Origin of the sequence: Meridianimarinicoccus sp. MJW13 (genome assembly GCF_014901205.1) — a bacterium.
In the GTDB taxonomy this organism is placed as follows: Bacteria; Pseudomonadota; Alphaproteobacteria; order Rhodobacterales; family Rhodobacteraceae; genus Meridianimarinicoccus.
This window is the reverse complement of record NZ_JACNMU010000010.1, coordinates 1-16465: the sequence shown is the minus strand read 5'-3', so window position 1 is coordinate 16465 and position 16465 is coordinate 1. Positions and strand designations below refer to the sequence as shown.

At 62.8% G+C, this 16465-nt stretch carries 17 protein-coding genes; 8 read left to right on the top strand and 9 right to left on the bottom strand.

Annotated features, from left to right (window positions below):
* From mnmE to hemJ, 3 genes are all read right to left on the bottom strand, one after another.
* Positions 1-1287: a tRNA uridine-5-carboxymethylaminomethyl(34) synthesis GTPase MnmE gene (mnmE, locus tag H8B03_RS16785; protein WP_193143057.1), complete on the bottom strand. Its 1287-nt coding sequence runs from the start codon at positions 1285-1287 to the stop codon at positions 1-3.
* Positions 1288-1306: 19 nt separating this feature from the next.
* Positions 1307-2590: a transcription termination factor Rho gene (gene rho, locus H8B03_RS16780; RefSeq protein ID WP_193143056.1), complete on the bottom strand. Its 1284-nt coding sequence runs from the start codon at positions 2588-2590 to the stop codon at positions 1307-1309.
* A 135-nt stretch (positions 2591-2725) separates the two neighbouring features.
* A complete protein-coding gene (hemJ, locus tag H8B03_RS16775; RefSeq protein WP_193143055.1) occupies positions 2726-3181 on the bottom strand; it encodes a protoporphyrinogen oxidase HemJ in 456 nt (151 codons plus the stop codon).
* Between the two features lie 408 nt (positions 3182-3589).
* On the opposite strand from hemJ, the gene H8B03_RS16770 reads away from it, so the two are divergent.
* From H8B03_RS16770 to dnaQ, 4 genes are read left to right on the top strand one after another with little or no spacing between them, the layout of a single operon-like run.
* A complete protein-coding gene (locus tag H8B03_RS16770) occupies positions 3590-4186 on the top strand; it encodes a nucleoside triphosphate pyrophosphatase (protein ID WP_193143054.1) in 597 nt (198 codons plus the stop codon).
* Positions 4183-5016: a shikimate dehydrogenase gene (locus H8B03_RS16765; RefSeq protein WP_193143053.1), complete on the top strand. Its 834-nt coding sequence runs from the start codon at positions 4183-4185 to the stop codon at positions 5014-5016. The genes H8B03_RS16770 and H8B03_RS16765 overlap by 4 nt, the downstream gene beginning before the upstream one ends.
* Complete coding sequence (gene coaE / locus H8B03_RS16760) at positions 5013-5603, top strand: dephospho-CoA kinase (RefSeq protein ID WP_193143052.1); 591 nt, start codon at positions 5013-5015, stop codon at positions 5601-5603. The genes H8B03_RS16765 and coaE overlap by 4 nt, the downstream gene beginning before the upstream one ends.
* The gene (gene dnaQ / locus H8B03_RS16755; protein ID WP_193143051.1) at positions 5596-6306 is read left to right on the top strand and encodes a DNA polymerase III subunit epsilon; all 711 of its coding nucleotides are present in this window, start codon (positions 5596-5598) and stop codon (positions 6304-6306) included. The genes coaE and dnaQ overlap by 8 nt, the downstream gene beginning before the upstream one ends.
* Before the next feature lies 1 nt (position 6307).
* On the opposite strand, the gene secB is transcribed toward dnaQ, so the two are convergent.
* Positions 6308-6817: a protein-export chaperone SecB gene (secB, locus tag H8B03_RS16750; RefSeq protein WP_193143050.1), complete on the bottom strand. Its 510-nt coding sequence runs from the start codon at positions 6815-6817 to the stop codon at positions 6308-6310.
* Between the two features lie 85 nt (positions 6818-6902).
* Positions 6903-7403, bottom strand: coding sequence for an FxsA family protein (locus H8B03_RS16745; protein WP_193143049.1), 501 nt, complete (start codon positions 7401-7403; stop codon positions 6903-6905).
* 109 nt (positions 7404-7512) lie between these two features.
* Between H8B03_RS16745 and H8B03_RS16740 the strand changes: the two genes are divergently transcribed.
* The 4 genes from H8B03_RS16740 (at position 7513) to H8B03_RS16725 (ending at position 11532) form a co-directional block, all read left to right on the top strand.
* A complete protein-coding gene (locus H8B03_RS16740) occupies positions 7513-8178 on the top strand; it encodes a Tim44/TimA family putative adaptor protein (protein ID WP_193143048.1) in 666 nt (221 codons plus the stop codon).
* Positions 8179-8205: 27 nt separating this feature from the next.
* Positions 8206-8844: a Smr/MutS family protein gene (locus H8B03_RS16735; RefSeq protein WP_193143047.1), complete on the top strand. Its 639-nt coding sequence runs from the start codon at positions 8206-8208 to the stop codon at positions 8842-8844.
* Between the two features lie 65 nt (positions 8845-8909).
* Complete coding sequence (gene hslU / locus H8B03_RS16730) at positions 8910-10220, top strand: ATP-dependent protease ATPase subunit HslU (RefSeq protein ID WP_193143046.1); 1311 nt, start codon at positions 8910-8912, stop codon at positions 10218-10220.
* A 76-nt stretch (positions 10221-10296) separates the two neighbouring features.
* Positions 10297-11532, top strand: a complete 1236-nt coding sequence (locus H8B03_RS16725) for an MFS transporter (protein WP_226926059.1) — start codon at positions 10297-10299, stop codon at positions 11530-11532.
* On the opposite strand, the gene hslV is transcribed toward H8B03_RS16725, so the two are convergent.
* The 4 genes from hslV to H8B03_RS16705 all read right to left on the bottom strand — a co-directional run bounded on the left by hslV (position 11529) and on the right by H8B03_RS16705 (position 16082).
* A complete protein-coding gene (hslV, locus tag H8B03_RS16720) occupies positions 11529-12083 on the bottom strand; it encodes an ATP-dependent protease subunit HslV (RefSeq protein ID WP_193143045.1) in 555 nt (184 codons plus the stop codon). The two genes, H8B03_RS16725 and hslV, sit on opposite strands and share 4 nt — an antisense overlap.
* Before the next feature lie 67 nt (positions 12084-12150).
* Positions 12151-12765: a response regulator transcription factor gene (locus H8B03_RS16715; RefSeq protein WP_193143044.1), complete on the bottom strand. Its 615-nt coding sequence runs from the start codon at positions 12763-12765 to the stop codon at positions 12151-12153.
* 150 nt (positions 12766-12915) lie between these two features.
* The gene (locus H8B03_RS16710; protein WP_193143043.1) at positions 12916-15561 is read right to left on the bottom strand and encodes an ATP-binding protein; all 2646 of its coding nucleotides are present in this window, start codon (positions 15559-15561) and stop codon (positions 12916-12918) included.
* Between the two features lie 11 nt (positions 15562-15572).
* Positions 15573-16082 (bottom strand): molybdopterin-dependent oxidoreductase, encoded by a 510-nt coding sequence (locus tag H8B03_RS16705; RefSeq protein WP_193143042.1) that lies wholly within the window; start codon positions 16080-16082, stop codon positions 15573-15575.
* Between the last annotated feature and the right edge of the window lie 383 nt (positions 16083-16465).

Here is a 16465-nt window from a genome sequence, read left to right as displayed (position 1 = left end):
TCATTTCCCCAGACAGAAACTGCTGAAGATCTCATCCAGCACGTTCTCTACATCAATGCGACCAACCAGAGCATCCAGTGTCACGACCGCGCGCCGGATATCCTCGACGGCCAGTTCGGTCGGGCGGTGGCCCATCTCTAGCGCATCGAGTGCCGATTCCAAAACCTCACGCGCGCGAGTCATGGCTTGACGGTGGCGTTCTTGCACGGCCAAGCCAGCAGTGCTTGCGCGCGCCTGCAGACGCTCCTGCACATGGGACAACAAGGCCGAGACCCCTTCCCCCGTCTTGCCAGAGATTCCCTGACCGCTTTTTGCCACAAGATCGGATTTTCCGAGCAACACAAGATCGTCCGTGCCGATCGATACCCCAAATGGAACTGCGCCGTCCGTCAGCACGATGCGCAGGTCTGCCTGGTTGGCACGCGACACCGCGCGTTCGATCCCCAACCCCTCGACCACGTCTTCGGTTTCGCGCAATCCGGCGGTATCAAGGAACGTTACAGGCAGACCACCCACATCCATGCGCACTTCGATCACATCACGCGTGGTGCCAGCAATATCCGAAGTGATCGCAGCATCCCGGCCCGCAAGCGTGTTCAGAAGTGTGGACTTGCCGATGTTGGGCGGACCAACGATGGCAACCTCGAACCCGTCGCGGATACGTTCGGCCGCCTGGAATCCGGAGATTTCACGAGAAAGGCTTTCGGTCACGTCCCGCAACAACGCCGTGACTTCCGGCGTCACATCCACTGGCACCTCTTCGTCGGCAAAGTCGATGGTGACTTCCAAAAGCGCCATGGCCCGGATCAAGTCTTGCCGCCAGCTTTCCGTCTTTTGACCCAAAGCCCCGGATAGAACGCGCAACGCTTGTTTTCGCTGAGCTTCGGTTTCGGCGTCGATCAGGTCGGCCAGACCTTCGACCTCGGTAAGATCAAGTTGCCCGTTTTCCAGTGCGCGGCGGGTGAACTCTCCCGGCTCGGCCAGCCGCAGACCCGGAAGATGCGACAGCACTTGCAACAGGGCTGCAACCGTCGCGCGGGAGCCATGCACCTGAAACTCGGCAGATGTCTCCCCAGTGAACGATGCGCCTTTGGCAAATGTCAGGATCAGGGCGGAATCAATCAGGCCGCCATCGGCATCGCGCAGGTCGCACAGCGTTGCGCGCCGGGGATCCGGCACACGACCGCAAAGGGCCTTTACTGCATCATGGGCGTGCGGCCCCGATACCCGGACAACCGCGACACCCGCTTTGCCCTGTGCCGTGGCAAGGGCATATATGGTGTCCATTGCGCAAACCTACACAATATCAAGAGTTCATGGAGTCAAAGAACTCTGAATTCGACTTGGTTTGTTTCAGCTTGGAGATCAGGAACTCGATGGCATCGGTGGTGCCCATCGGGTTCAGGATACGGCGCAGGACATAGGTTTTCTGCAGGTTGATCTTGTCGACCAGCAGATCCTCTTTCCGGGTTCCGGACTTGAGAATGTCCATTGCCGGGAAGACGCGCTTGTCGGCGACTTTCCTGTCAAGAACAATTTCCGAGTTACCGGTGCCTTTGAATTCCTCGAAAATGACCTCGTCCATGCGCGATCCGGTATCGATCAGCGCGGTCGCGATGATGGTCAGCGACCCGCCTTCCTCGATGTTCCGTGCGGCGCCGAAGAAGCGCTTGGGCCGCTGCAGGGCATTGGCATCCACACCGCCGGTCAGGACCTTGCCTGAGGACGGCACAGTGGTGTTGTAGGCGCGGCCCAGGCGGGTGATCGAATCCAGCAGGATCACCACGTCGCGCTTGTGCTCGACCAGGCGTTTGGCCTTTTCGATGACCATCTCGGACACACCGACGTGGCGCGAGGCAGGCTCGTCAAAGGTCGAGGAGACGACCTCGCCCTTCACCGAGCGCTGCATGTCGGTCACTTCTTCCGGCCGCTCGTCGATCAGCAGGACGATCAGGTAGCACTCAGGGTGATTGCGGGCGATCGACGCGGCGATGTTCTGCAACAGAACCGTCTTACCGGTCCGTGGCGGCGCGACGATGAGCGAGCGCTGGCCTTTCCCGATCGGGGCCACCAGATCGATGATCCGTGCAGATCGATCCTTGATGGTGGGATCCTCGATCTCCATGTTCAGGCGTTCGTCCGGGTACAGCGGCGTCAGGTTGTCGAAGGCGATCTTGTGACGCGCGCGCTCGGGCGCTTCGAAGTTGATCTTCGTGACCTTGGTCAGCGCGAAATAGCGTTCATTGTCCCGCGGCGACTGGATGACGCCTTCTATGGTGTCGCCGGTGCGCAGCGACCATTGGCGGATCATGTCGGGAGAGACGTAGATGTCATCGGGACCCGGCAGATAGTTGGCCTCGGGCGATCTCAGGAAGCCAAAGCCGTCCTGCAGTACTTCAAGAACACCATCGCCAGATATCTCCCAGCCATCCTCCGCGCGTTCGCGCAGGATCTGGAACATCATCTCGCCCTTGCGCATGGTCGAGGCGTTCTCGATTTCGAGTTCCTCGGCCATCGCCAGCAGATCGGTGGGGCTTTTTGCTTTGAGGTCCGAGAGATTCACCCGGTCCTGGGAAACGGCAATATTCATACAATGCGCTCCGGCGCTCGTGATCCGGGATCACGGTTCAGCTCAACTTGCGGCAGTCGGAAAATAACGGACGGACGCCCGCTATAATCCGTATATAGACTTTCGCAATTCGAAGTCAACGAGACCGGATTGTCGTCAGAACGGGCGGGCGATCACCGATACGACGATGACGATCATCAGGACCGTCGGAACCTCGTTCATCAGCCGGAAATCGCGGCCCGTGCGCGTGTTCTTGCCCGCCAGAAAGTCTTTCCGGCGGTATCCGCACCAGTGGTGGAACCAGGTCATTGCAATGATGGCCGCACCCTTGGTGTAGGGCCAGAACGCGCCCCAGTCGACGATCCCCGGCGTGAACACCAAAGCCAGACCGAAGATCCAAGTGGCGACCATGGCCGGGTTCATGATGAAGCGCAGCAGCTTGCGTTCCATGGTCTGGAAGATTTCAACCGTCTCGGGCCCTGCCGCACTCACCCGCTCCACGTGATAGACAAAAAGGCGTGGCATATAGAACAGACCCGCCATCCAGGAGATCACCGAGATCACATGCAAGGATTTCGTCCACGGATACAGGTTGACAAGCAGATCGGACATTTTCGTTCCCTCGGTTGGCAGCACTTCAAAACAATAAAGAAAGAGAAAAGAAAAGATGATGTTGTAGGTAGTACAGGGGATATTGGGGATTAAGGGTTTATCAACAGGATTGTTCCATGTGAATAGAATCTGTCCGGAAACCATCTCTGGTCCTGTCGATAACTAAAATATATTTAAAAACAACAACTTGCAAGGCGACGCTAAAACGCAACCTGTGGATAAGTTTGCGGATAGTATCTGAGTCACCGAAGCTGACCTATCGTCATGGGAAAACTTGTCTACCGTGGATGACTGTGGGTGTGGATTTGACTTTATCCCCCCCGCGCGAGAGGTTGCCGAAACTGTCCCGGTTCGTCCCGACGCCATGCACCGCCCCTCCGCAGAGTCCCACACAGAGTTATCCACAAGATGCAGAAATTTGTACTGGCTTCCGGTTCGGCGACGCGCCAGGCGATGCTGGCCGCGGCGGGACTGGACTTCGAGGTTGAAAAGCCCCGGCTGGACGAAGGTGCGATCCGCGCGTCAATGGAAGCCGAGGGCGCCCCCCCCCGAGATATCGCCGATCTTCTGGCGGAAATGAAGGCGCGCAAGATCAGTGACAAACGACCCGGCGCGCTGGTGCTGGGCAGCGATCAGGTGCTGGATTTCGACGGTCGCGTCCTTGGAAAGCCGAACGACCGCAAGACTGCGGCCGAACAACTCCTCCAGCTGCGCGGCAAGACCCATCGGTTGCTGTCGGCGGCAGTGCTGGTGCGCGACAATCAGCCGATCTGGCGACACATCGGCATGGTTCGGCTGACCATGCGCGACTTCTCGGACGATTACCTTGCGGGCTATCTGGATCGGAACTGGCCGGGGCTGGGTGATTCGGTCGGTGGCTACAAGCTGGAAGAAGAAGGCGTGCGCTTGTTTTCCCGGATCCAGGGCGATTATTTCAACGTTCTGGGGCTGCCGCTGCTGGAGCTTCTGAACACCCTGACCCTGCGAGGAGATATCGAAGGATGAGTGCGGACCCTATCCCCCTGGCAGGTGTCATCGGCTGGCCGATCGGGCATTCCAAGTCGCCGCGCGTGCATGGTTACTGGCTGAATTTCCTCGGCATCAGCGGGCACTACGTGCCGATGGGCGTGGCGCCCGAGGATCTGGAAACCGTACTGCGCACATTGCCCAAAGCGGGATTCGTCGGCTGCAATGTCACCCTGCCGCACAAGGAAGCGGCGCTGGCGCTGGCCGATGAAGTCAGCGACCGGGCGGCGCGGGTGGGCGCGGCCAACACGCTGGTGTTCAAGGATGGCAAGATCCATGCCGACAATAGCGATGGCTACGGGTTCATCGCCAATTTGAAGCAGAATGCGCCTGACTGGCGGCCCGAAGCCGGCCCAGCGGCAGTTTTTGGTGCTGGCGGCGCGGCGCGCGGGGTTATTGACGGGCTGCTGACCGCAGGGGTGCCCGAGATCCGGTTGACCAATCGCACACGCGCACGGGCCGAAGTGCTGGCCCAACATTTCGGGGACAAGGTCACCGTCATCCACTGGGAGCGGGCCGAAACCGCCGCCGCGGGCGCCAATACGCTGGTCAACACGACCTCGCTGGGGATGGAGGGACAACCGCCTTTCACCCTGTCTCTGGCCGGGGCCGCCAAGGGCGCTCTGGCGACCGATATCGTCTATGTGCCGTTGGACACACCGTTTTTGAAGGAGGCGCGCAAGCACGGGCTGCAAACTGTCGACGGGCTGGGGATGCTGTTGCATCAGGCGGTTCCGGGCTTCAACGCCTGGTTCGGGACCAACCCGTTGGTGGATGACGCCCTGCGGGACGTGGTTCTGGCACCGTGAGCGCGTTTCGGCTGGGGCTGACAGGATCGATCGGCATGGGCAAGTCGACGGCAGCGAAGATGTTCGCCGATGCCGGCTGTGACGTCTGGGACGCGGATGCGGCGGTGCATCGGCTGTATGCGCCCGGTGGCGCGGCGGTGGCCCCCCTGGCGGCCCTGCATCCCGAGGCGGTGGTGGATGGTGCGGTCTCGCGCCCGGCGCTGAAGGCGTGGATCGATGCCGACCCCACGGCGCTGGCCCGTATCGAAAAGGTCGTGCATCCGCTTGTGGCCGCCGACCGCGCAGCCTTTGCCGCACGCAGCAGCGCGCCGGTCACCGTCTACGACATTCCGCTGCTGTTCGAAAACGGCACCCAGGCGCAAATGGATGCAGTGGCCGTCGTCTCGGCCCCCGCATCGGTTCAGCGCGACCGCGTGCTGGCGCGCGGCACCATGACCGAGGCGCAGTTCGAGGCCATTCTGGCCAAACAGATGCCCGATGCGGACAAGCGCGCACGGGCGGACTACATTATTCGCTCCACCAGCCTTGCGCAGGCGCAGGCGGATGTGGACCGGATTTTACAGGAGATTGGGCACCGCCATGCGTGAGATCGTTCTGGACACCGAAACCACTGGCTTCGAGCCTTCGGAAGGCCATCGCCTGGTCGAAATCGGCTGTGTCGAACTGCTCAACCACATGCCGACCGGGCGGGTGTATCACCAATACATCAACCCCAAGCGTGATATGCCCAAAGATGCTTTCGAAGTGCATGGAATCAGTGAAGAATTCCTGGCCGACAAGCCGGTGTTCGAACGGGTCGGACAGGAATTTCTCGACTTCGTGCAGGAGGCCACGCTGGTCATCCACAACGCCTCGTTCGACATGAAATTCCTGAACGCCGAGCTGGGCTGGGCCGGGCTGCGCACCCTGCCCATGTCGCAGGCGCTGGACACGCTGGCCATCGCGCGCAAGAAGTTTCCGGGCTCGCCTGCCTCGCTGGATGCGCTGTGCCGCCGCTTCGGGATCGACAATTCGGCGCGCGAAAAGCACGGCGCACTGCTGGACAGCGAAATTCTGGCCGAGGTCTATCTGGAATTGATCGGGGGGCGTCAGCCGGGGTTCATGCTGGCGCAGAACCGGGGCGGTGCGGATCGGCGCGGCGGCGAAGACTGGCGTCCGCGTCCGCGCCCCAACCCCCTGCCCGCGCGCCTGTCCGGGGCCGAAGCCCAAGCGCATTCGGTATTCATCGAAGCCCTTGGCGACGATGCGGTCTGGCGGCGGTACCTGCCCGCCGCCGAGACAAAGGACTAGATCAGGCCTGCGGCGTGGCCGGGGCGGCCTCGGCTTCGGCCTGGGCGCGACGCGCCAGTTCCTGACGGTAGATCGCCACGAAATCGACGTTGTCCAGGTTCAGCGGCGGGAAGCCCCCGTCACGGGTCACGTCCGACACGATGCGGCGCACATAGGGAAACAGCATCCGCGGGCATTCGATCAGCAGGAAGGGGTGCAGCTGCTGCTCGGGCACGCCCTCGATGTGGAAAACGCCGCCGTATTCCAGCTCAAGCGCGAACAGAACCGACTGGTCGTCCTTGTTTTTCGAGGTGACGGTGAATTTGGTCAGCACTTCGTACTGGTTGTCCACCGGGCGCTTCTTGGCATCCAGGTTGACCTGCACCTGCACGTCCGGCTTCACGTCGCCGTTGATGCCTTTCTGGGCCACGATGTTTTCAAAGGACATGTCCCGGATGTACTGGGCCAGGACCTGCATCTTCACCGGGGTCTGCTGGGCAGCGCCATTGGGTGCGGGGGCGTCGTCGTTCATCGTTTTCTCCGAAGATAGATGTCATTTTGCCGTGGGCGTATCAGCTAGACCCCGGCGTCACAAGCCGTGCGCGGGCCTGGCGGGGTCAGTCCTGGGTCCACTTCGAAGGCCGGGTGCCCGGGCGCGGTTCGATTTCGTCGGGGTCGACCTCGTAGAACTCGCCGTCGATGACCCCGTTGCCCGGCCCGCCCCGCGACATGGGGCCGCTGTTCTGGGCCGGACCGGTGGAAAACGTGGTCACACGCATCCGGCTGCGCAGGTAGGTAAACACGCGTTCGCGCACCGCCGGCACCAGCAGGGCAAAGCCCACCGCATCGGTGAAAAACCCCGGCGTCAGCAGCAATATCCCGGACAGCAGGATCATCGCTCCATGTGCCAAAGGACCGGTGGGATCGTCCATCTGCTCGAAGGAACGCTGGATTTGTCCCAATGCGGACACACCCTGGCTGCGCACAAGGGCGGTGCCGGCGATGGCGGTGCCGACAACGATCGCCAGCGTGGGCCACAGACCCAGCCAGCCGCCGACCTGAATGAACAGGCCGATCTCGATCAGGGGGATGGCGATGAAGGCGAACAGTAGCCACATGTGAATTCTCGCGTTTTTGCGTCCGGCCAGTTGGTGGACTTGTGATATGCTGTCACCTACATAAGAAACTCATGCCCGTTCTGCTATCCCATTGCCCTGAGAGGTCTCCATGAGCTCGTCAATTATCCAACTCCTCGTGCTTGCCGGGATCGCCGTATTCCTGGTCCTGCGGCTCAAAGGCGTGTTGGGTACCCGTGAGGGTTTCGAAAAACCTCCCCTGACGTCTGCGGGCGCCAAGTCCGATGACAGGTCGCGGCCCGATCTGGAAGTGATCGAGGGGGGCCCGGATCACGACATCGTCGATCATGTGGATCCCGACAGCCCCGCCGCGCAAGCGCTGGCGGAAATGAAGCGGATCGACAGCAGCTTCCTGGTGGGCGAGTTCCTGCAGGGCGCACGCGGCGCCTATGAAATGATCCTGATGGCCTTTGAAAAAGGCGATCTGGCCGAGATCGACCCCTTCCTGGCCGAGGACGTGCGCGAAAGTTTCGCCGAGGTGATCGCCGCGCGAGAGGAACAGGGCCTGTCCATCGACGCCAATTTCGTCGGCCTGCGCGAGGTCAAGCTGGTGACCGCCGCCTTCGACCCGGCAACCTCGGAAGGCGAACTGACGGTACGTTTCGTGGGCGAGCTGACTTCGGTCGTGCGCAACCTGTCGGGCGAGATCGTCGAGGGCGATCCGAACGAGATCAAGCGCCAGCGCGATATCTGGACCTTCGCCCGCGTCATGGGCACCGACGATCCCAACTGGCAGCTTGTCGCCACCGGCGAATAATCCCGTACCGGTTGGGAGCGTTCTGCCATGGCCCGCCGTCGCCGTCGTTCCTCGCTGTCTGACGAAGATCGCGAACTCTGGTCTCAGGTGGCGCAAAGTGTTGCGCCCCTGAAACCCGAAAAGGCCAATCTGGGCGATCTTCTGGGCTCGGCCTCGCCGATGCCCGACCCCCGCGCCAAGGACGTGTCGGCCCCGGCGCCCAAGGCCAGCTTCACCCCAAATCTTCCCACCTTCCGCATCGGCAGCCGCGCCCCGGCGCCGAACCCGGTGCATCACGCGGCCGCGCCGGGCATCGCCGAGCATCTCAAGCAGATGCCCAGCCGCGTGGACGCCCGCACCATGGGCAAGATCCGGCGCGGCAAGCTGCGCCCCGAAGGTCGGCTGGACCTGCACGGGATGACACTGGCGCAGGCACACCCTGCCCTTTTGCGTTTCATTGCAGACAGTTATCACAAGCATCGCCGCCTTGTCCTGATCATCACCGGCAAGGGCAAGGATCGCGACGAAGGCTATGCCATGCCGGTGCCGCGCGGCGTGCTGCGCCATCAGGTGCCGCATTGGCTGCATGGGCAGAACCTGTCGGCGATGGTGCTTCAGGTGATCCCCGCGCATCTGCGTCACGGCGGCGACGGCGCCTACTACGTCTATCTCAAGCGGCAGCGCTGATTGCCACGCGCCCCTTGGCACCGGGCCGCAGGCACCATACATCGCCTGCAACGAAAGGACGGACCATGACCACCCTGACCCCGCGCGAGATCGTTTCCGAGCTTGACCGTTTCATCATCGGCCAGGCCGATGCCAAGCGCGCCGTCGCCGTTGCCCTGCGCAACCGCTGGCGCCGCAAGCAACTGCCCGATGACCTGCGCGACGAGGTCTATCCCAAGAACATCCTGATGATCGGCCCGACCGGCGTCGGCAAGACCGAGATCTCGCGGCGGCTGGCGAAACTGGCCAAGGCACCGTTCCTGAAGGTCGAGGCCACCAAGTTCACCGAAGTGGGCTATGTGGGCCGCGATGTGGAGCAGATCATCCGCGATCTGGTGGATGCGGCCATCATCCAGACTCGCGAACAGATGCGCGAGGATGTGAAAGCCAAGGCGCAACAGGCCGCCGAGGATCGGGTCATCGAGGCCATCGCGGGCAAAGATGCCCGCGAGGGAACCCGCGAAAAGTTCCGTGAAAAACTGCACCGGGGCGATCTGGACGGTCACGAGATCGAACTGGAGGTCACCGACACTTCAAGCCCCTTCCCGACCATGGAAATTCCCGGTCAGCCCGGCATGGGCGGCGCGGGAATGATGAACATCGGGGATATCTTCGGCAAGGCCTTCGGCGGGCGCACCGTGAAACGCAAACTGACCGTGGGCGACAGCTACGAGGTTCTGATCTCGGAAGAGGCCGACAAGCTGCTGGATGACGAGGTGGTCACCAAGGCCGCGCTGGAATCGGTGCAGGAAAACGGCATCGTCTTCCTGGACGAGATCGACAAGGTCTGCGCCCGGCAGGATGTGCGCGGTGGCGATGTCAGCCGCGAAGGCGTGCAGCGCGATCTGCTGCCCCTGATCGAAGGCACCACCGTGTCCACCAAGCACGGCACCGTGAAAACCGATCACATTCTGTTCATCGCCTCGGGTGCCTTCCACATCGCCAAACCCTCGGACCTGCTGCCCGAGCTTCAGGGCCGTCTGCCGATCCGGGTCGAGTTGCGGGCGCTGACCGAAGGCGATTTCGTGCGCATCCTGACCGAAACCGACAACGCCCTGACCCTGCAATACCGGGCGCTGATGGCCACCGAGGAGGTTGTCGTCGAGTTTACCGAAGACGGCATCGCCGCGCTGGCGCGCATTGCCGCCGAGGTCAATCAAAGTGTTGAAAACATTGGCGCACGGCGGCTCTACACCATTCTGGAACGGGTGTTCGAAGATCTCAGCTTTACCGCGCCGGACCGCTCCGGTGATCAGGTCGAGATCAACGCCGCCTTCGTCGAGAAGCATCTGGGCGATCTGGCAAGATCCCCCGACCTCAGCCGCTATGTGTTGTAGCTGGGCGGGTCTTTGCAGGGCTGGTCAGACCGGATAGTCTGACCGCACGCCTGCCCCCAAGCCCGAGTCCCCGTCCATGCAAATGCCCGATCCCCGCTTCCTGCGGTCCAATGCCCCTTGGCTCAGCGCCGGGTTCCTGATCGCCTTCGGGTCGGGCTATGGTCAGACTTTCTTCATCTCGGTCTTCGCGGCGGAATTGCAGGCCGAATTCGGGCTCAGCCACGCCGGTTGGGGAGCGCTTTACAGTGCGGGCACGCTGTTGTCGGCGCTGGCGATGATCTGGGCCGGGGGCTGGGCCGACCGGATGCGGGTGCGCTGCCTTGGGGCGCTGATCATGCTGGGTATGGCGGCGGCCTGTCTGGGGATGGCGACGGTGGCGTCTCCGGCGATGCTGGTGATCGTCATCCTGGGGCTGCGGTTCTTCGGTCAGGGCATGTCCACCAACCTGGCCAGTATCGCCATGGCGCGGTGGTTCGCTTCGAACCGGGGCAAGGCGCTGGCCTTTGCCACGCTGGGGTTTGCTGCGGCGGAAGCCCTGTTGCCGGTGGGGTTCGTGGCGCTGAAGCCGCTGATGTCCTGGCGCATGCTCTGGGTGCTGGCGGCCTTTCTGGCGGTTCTGGCGATCCCGGTGCTGTTTGTGCTGTTGCGGCGCGAGCGCACCCCGCAGAGCCTGTCTGAGGCCACCCATGCGCCGGGCATGGCCGGGCGGCACTGGACCCGCGCACAGGCCCTGCGTCATCCGCTGTTCTGGTGCGCCTTGCCCAGCATCATGAGCCCGGCGATTTTCATGACCGCTTTCTACTTCCACCAGGTGCATGTGGCGCAGGCCAAGGGGCTGGCCCATGCGCAACTGGTGACGCTGTTTCCACTGGCCACGCTGGTATCGGTCAGCGCGGTCATCGGGTCGGGTATCCTGATCGACCGGCTGGGCGCGCGTCGTCTGATGACGCTGTTTCAACTGCCGATGGCGGCCGGGTTCGCGGTGCTGGGCGTCAGCTCGGGGCTGGGTATGACGGCGGTGGGCTTGATGTTGCTGTCCGCAACGATAGGCGGCTTCATGACGGTTTCAAGCGCCTTCTGGGCCGAGTTCTACGGCACGCGCCACATGGGGTCGATCCGCGCCGGGGCAGCCTCGGCGCTGGTGTTGGGCACGGCCATTGGCCCGGTGGTCACCGGCGCGCTGATCGATGCCGGTGTTCCGATGGTTCGACAGATGCCGTTGTATTCGCTGATCTTTCTGGCGAACACGGCACTTCTTGCGATGGGATTCGCCGCCAGTGCCCGACGCGGTGAAACGCCGGTGCGGGTCTAGCCGATGGTTTCGACCGTCAGCTTGCCATTGGTGAACACGCAGATATCGGCGGCGATGGCCATGGCCTTGCGGGCGACCTCTTCGGCGTCCAGATCGGATTCCATCAACCCGCGTGCCGCTGCCAGGGCATAGTTCCCGCCCGAGCCGATGGCGGTCACGTCATGTTCCGGCTCCAGCACGTCGCCCGCCCCGGTGATGACCAGCAGTTCGCGGCCGTCAGTGACGATCAGCATCGCTTCCAGCTTTTGCAGGTATTTGTCGGTGCGCCAGTCCTTGGCCAGCTCGACACTGGCGCGGGCCAGTTGGCCGGGGGTGGCTTCCAGCTTGGTCTCAAGGCGTTCCAGCAGGGTGAAGGCGTCAGCGGTCGAGCCTGCAAAGCCCGCCACCACGTCGAAGCCGCCGGGGCTGAGCCGCCGGACCTTGCGGGCCGTGCCCTTGATGACCGTGTTGCCCAGGGATACCTGCCCGTCGCCGGCGATCACCACTTTGCCGCCCTTGCGGACGCCGATGATGGTGGTGCCATGCCAGCCGGGGAATTCGTTGTCGCTCATGCCGTCTCCGAAGTTGCTGCTGCGGTATATGGCAATGCTGCGGGGCAGGAACAAGGCGGGTGCGCGCTTAGAACAGCCCGGCTTCCTTGGCAATCATCGCCGCATGGGTGCGGTTGCGCGCTTCCAGCTTGTTGGTCAGCGTCTTGACGTGCAGCTTGATGGTGACTTCCTGCAGGTCCAGTTCGCGGGCGATTTCCTTGTTCGACATGCCCCGGCACAGGCCGCCCAGCACCTGCATTTCACGTTCGCTCAGCTTCTTGGCGACAGGGTTTTCTTCGACCTCTTCCTCGGCGGTCATGAAGGCGACGGGCACATAGGTTTCGCCGGCTGCCATGAAGCGGATGGCGTTGACCAGCGACTTGGCGGGCAGGGTCTTGGGCAGAAAGCCCACGGCGCCGGCATCCAGCGCCTCTTGCGCGACGGATTTTGGTGCGGTGCCGGACATGATCGCCACCGGCTTGCCGTCGTTCATTTCCATGGCGCGGCGCAGCCCCTCAAGGCCGTTCATGCCGGGCATGGTATAGTCCAGCAGCACCAGGTCGAAACTGCCGTTCGCCTTGATCCGGTCGCAGGCCAGGTCCAGGTTTTCGACGGTCTCGACCTCGATCCCGCCCTGGCCGGTCAGAAAGGCCGCCAGGGTTTCGCGCACCAGATCATGATCGTCGGCAATGAGAACTTCCAATATCCATGCTCCATGTCACCCGAGGGGCCGGGATCTTGTCCTGACATTCCGGCAATTGGACGGATTCTGCAAACAATTTCAAGTTGCCCGGGGCAGGGCGGCACTGCATCGGGGCGAAACCGGGCATCGAAGCCACGCCCCGACACGGGATCAATCCGGGTTGGCTGCGGTCTGGATCTCGGCAAACTGCGCCCGAGTGCGCGCCCAGATCGGGCCAATTTCGGGCAGGCGGTCGTGCATCCGGCCAGTTTTTCCCGATTTGCCCAGACGTTCCATCTCGGCCAGCCAGCCGTGCAGGTCGCGCGCACCGAACACCGCCGCCGATCCCGCCAGATGGTGCAGGGTGGCCAGTACGCTGCGATCGTCGCGGGCGGTCTCCTGTGTGGTGGTCAGGCAGTCGACAGTCTTGTCGGCTTCGGCCAGGAAGGCGTCGATCAGCTTGCCCAGACGCTCGGCACCGACCTCCTGCGCCATGGTATCCAGCCGGGACTGATCCACCGGCGTGTCGGCCTCGGGCGCGGATTTCTCGGGCATGTCGGGGCTGGCCGGGGTGCCGCGTGCAAGGTTCAGCGCGATTTGCAGCGACTCGCGTGAGATCGGCTTGGTCAGGCTGTGATCCATGCCGGCGGCCTTGAAGCGCGAGATTTCCTCCAGCATCGCATGGGCGGTCAGGGCCACGATCGGCACGCCAGACGAGGCGCCATCGCGGGAGCGGATCAGCCGCGTCGCCTCGATCCCGTCCATATGCGGCATCGAGATGTCCATCAGTATCAGGTCGAACATGTGGTCGCGTGCGGCGTCGGCACCTTCCAGCCCATCCATGGCCTCGGTCACCGTATGGCCGGCGGTTTCCAGCATCTCGCGCACCACCAGGCGGTTGATCTCGTTGTCTTCAACCACCAGCACCCGCAACGGTGCGTGGTCCGGTTGCGCCGGGGTTGTAACCTCGGGCAGCAGCGGCACCACCGGGGCGGGAATGTCCTCGTCGGCGGTGGCGTCGGCCGGGGCCGGGGGCATCGGGATGCGGATCCAGAACAGGCTGCCTTCGCCGGGTTCGCTTTCGACCCCGATGGAGCCGTTCATGGCACGGGCCATGCGCCGCGCGATGGCCAGACCCAGTCCGGTGCCGGTGTTCTTCCGATCATAGGTGGCATCAAGGGTGACGAAATCACTGAACACGCGCTCGATATCCTCGGGCGCAATGCCTATGCCGGTGTCCGTCACGCTGATTTCCACCATGTCGTCATAGCCCAGCCGATCCACCGAGATGTGGATCACGCCATTGCGGGTGAATTTCACCGCGTTGCCCACAAGGTTCAGCAGGATCTGGCGCAGGCGCACCGGGTCGCTCAGCACCAGGGACTTGTCCGCCGGTGGCAACGAGACCTCGATGGCATTGCCCCCGGCCTCGGCCACGGTCTGCTGGCCTTCGACCACCTCGCGCACCAGATCCGACAGGTCCACCACGCGCTGCTCGATCCCCATTTTCCCCGACTCCAGCCGCGCCACGTCCAGCACGTCGTTGACGTGATGCAGCAACAGCTGGCCCGAGCGGTTGGCCACCGACAGGTATTTCTGCTGCCGCGCCGACAGATCGGTTTCACCCAGCAGTTCCAGCGTGCCCAGCATGCCGTTCAACGGCGTGCGCATTTCGTGGCTCATCACGGCCAGCAGTTCGGCCTTGGCGCGTTCGCCCGCCATGGCGGTATCGCGCGCCTGCCGCAGCGCCTGTTCGGTGGCGACCCGGCTGGTGATGTCGCGCAGGAAGGCCACGAAGATCTCGGCACCGTCCTGTTGGCGGGTGGACGAAAGTGAAAGCTCCACCGGGAAGGTGCTGCCATTCTTGCGCCGCGCTTCCAGCTTGACGCGGCCCTGGCCGATGACACGGCGCTCGCCGGTGCTCAGATAACGCCGGAAGCCCTCGATATGGGCCGTGCGCAGGTGCGGGGGCACCAGGATATCCTCGATGGTGCGGCCCAGAACCTCGTCGCGGGTGTAGCCGAAGATGTCTTCCGCACCGCCGTTGAATTCATGGATGACGCCGCTGTGGTCCGACACAACCACCGCATCCAGCGCCGTGGTCACCACCGCCGACATGCGGTCGGCCGACAGGCGGGCGTCTTCCGCATGACTGCGCAGCACCCGCGAGAACCGCCACAGCACGAAAATCATCAGCGTCAGGATGAAGACAAGGATCAGGGTGATCGCCGCCACCCGGTTCAGGGTTTCGGCGATGCCCTCGCGACGTTCGTCCGACCGTTCGGCAAAGAACGAAATGCCATGCAGCCCCAGCATCCGCACGTCGTCGTGGATGGCGTCGAACCGGGCGATCAGCGTGTCCAGATTGTCCAGCAGCATCTGGTCTGGCCCGTCGATATAGGACAGGGCATCGGTGATGGTGGTCCATGTCTCGGCCAGAGCGGGCTGGAAATCATCCTGTTCGCGCACCTCGCGGAACAGGTCGCTGCTGCGCAGGGTGTCGATGCGGCTGTAAAGGATATCGAAATGCTGGCGCAGTTGGGGCAGGGCCTCTGCGCCAACAACGCCGACATCGCGCAGGGCCTGGTCGAAGATCAGGTATTCGACCTCGACCTGCGACAGCGACCACTGCACGTTGTCGGACCGCGCCTTGGCAAGGCTTTCCACCTTGGCCGCGAAATCGCTGGCGACGAACCAGACCACGCCGGCCAGCGTGGCGATCGCCGCCACGAAGGTGGCATAGTGCAAAAGGGTGGTGCGCGGCCTTGGCCCGGTCTGGGCGTCGGCAGGCGCGCCGGCAGGATCCTCCGAAAACACCCGCGACACCGTCAGGGCAGAACCTGGATATGTCCAAGCTGCCAGACGCTGCGGGAATAGATCACCTCGGACTGAAACGAATCGTCCTGATCATAGGGATAGACGATCCACAGCGGACCCTTGTCGCGCACCGACATGGGTTCGCCGTTCAGCAGATCGGCGACGATCGGATAGTCGCCCAACTCATCCATCGGGATTTCCATGCTGTAGTCGTTGATGGCCATGGCCAGGATATGGCTTCCCTGCGCGCCCACGTGGGCCAGAACCTCCCGCAAGGGGACGCCGCTGAAGGTCGTCGCTTCGTCGGTCCAGATGGTTTCGGTGGTGAACTCGACGCGCGGCAGCCCGGCCAGCATGGCCCGGTCGAAACGCGCCACGTCACCGTCATTGGTGTGCAGGATGGTGCCGCTGATGGTCAGGATCACCGGATCCGAGGGCGCCGGCAACGTTCCGTTGGCAGCGCTTCCCGTGGCGAGACAAAGGGCCAGGAGGACGGCAGATGCGCGGATTGGCACGGTCATTGCAATCTCCAACGGACGGTGGGCAGGAACGAAATTCTGTTAACTTACATATCGCGTGCACATTAGAATCGTGAACAAGTCTTTTGCATAGCCCCCTATCCATAAGCATAGCCGGACTTGAAAATTGCGCGATAATCCGCACACCACCGCGCTGCGCTGTGCGGAAATCCGCACACATGAGGGGCCCTATCCCAAGGTTTCCGTCCTTATCTTACTGAAATTCATGCGCTTTTCCGAATTTCGGGCGTCCTCGCATGATTTGTTGCCGGACTCTTTTTAATGGTGATGATGATTTGGGGGCGCGCATTTTTGTGTGGTCCTGTTTTCAGCGACTGATCGGGAGGATGATCGATGAAATTTGTGACTGCAGCGGCGACAGCCAT

Excerpts from the sequence above, each read along its gene's own strand:
- mnmE (WP_193143057.1), bottom strand. The coding sequence starts at position 1,287 with ATGGACACCATATATGCCCTTGCCACGGCACAGGGCAAAGCGGGTGTC.
- rho (WP_193143056.1), bottom strand. The coding sequence starts at position 2,590 with ATGAATATTGCCGTTTCCCAGGACCGGGTGAATCTCTCGGACCTCAAA.
- hemJ (WP_193143055.1), bottom strand. The coding sequence starts at position 3,181 with ATGTCCGATCTGCTTGTCAACCTGTATCCGTGGACGAAATCCTTGCAT.
- H8B03_RS16770 (WP_193143054.1), top strand. The coding sequence starts at position 3,590 with ATGCAGAAATTTGTACTGGCTTCCGGTTCGGCGACGCGCCAGGCGATG.
- H8B03_RS16765 (WP_193143053.1), top strand. The coding sequence starts at position 4,183 with ATGAGTGCGGACCCTATCCCCCTGGCAGGTGTCATCGGCTGGCCGATC.
- dnaQ (WP_193143051.1), top strand. The coding sequence starts at position 5,596 with ATGCGTGAGATCGTTCTGGACACCGAAACCACTGGCTTCGAGCCTTCG.
- secB (WP_193143050.1), bottom strand. The coding sequence starts at position 6,817 with ATGAACGACGACGCCCCCGCACCCAATGGCGCTGCCCAGCAGACCCCG.
- H8B03_RS16745 (WP_193143049.1), bottom strand. The coding sequence starts at position 7,403 with ATGTGGCTACTGTTCGCCTTCATCGCCATCCCCCTGATCGAGATCGGC.
- H8B03_RS16740 (WP_193143048.1), top strand. The coding sequence starts at position 7,513 with ATGAGCTCGTCAATTATCCAACTCCTCGTGCTTGCCGGGATCGCCGTA.
- H8B03_RS16735 (WP_193143047.1), top strand. The coding sequence starts at position 8,206 with ATGGCCCGCCGTCGCCGTCGTTCCTCGCTGTCTGACGAAGATCGCGAA.
- hslU (WP_193143046.1), top strand. The coding sequence starts at position 8,910 with ATGACCACCCTGACCCCGCGCGAGATCGTTTCCGAGCTTGACCGTTTC.
- H8B03_RS16725 (WP_226926059.1), top strand. The coding sequence starts at position 10,297 with ATGCAAATGCCCGATCCCCGCTTCCTGCGGTCCAATGCCCCTTGGCTC.
- hslV (WP_193143045.1), bottom strand. The coding sequence starts at position 12,083 with ATGAGCGACAACGAATTCCCCGGCTGGCATGGCACCACCATCATCGGC.
- H8B03_RS16705 (WP_193143042.1), bottom strand. The coding sequence starts at position 16,082 with ATGACCGTGCCAATCCGCGCATCTGCCGTCCTCCTGGCCCTTTGTCTC.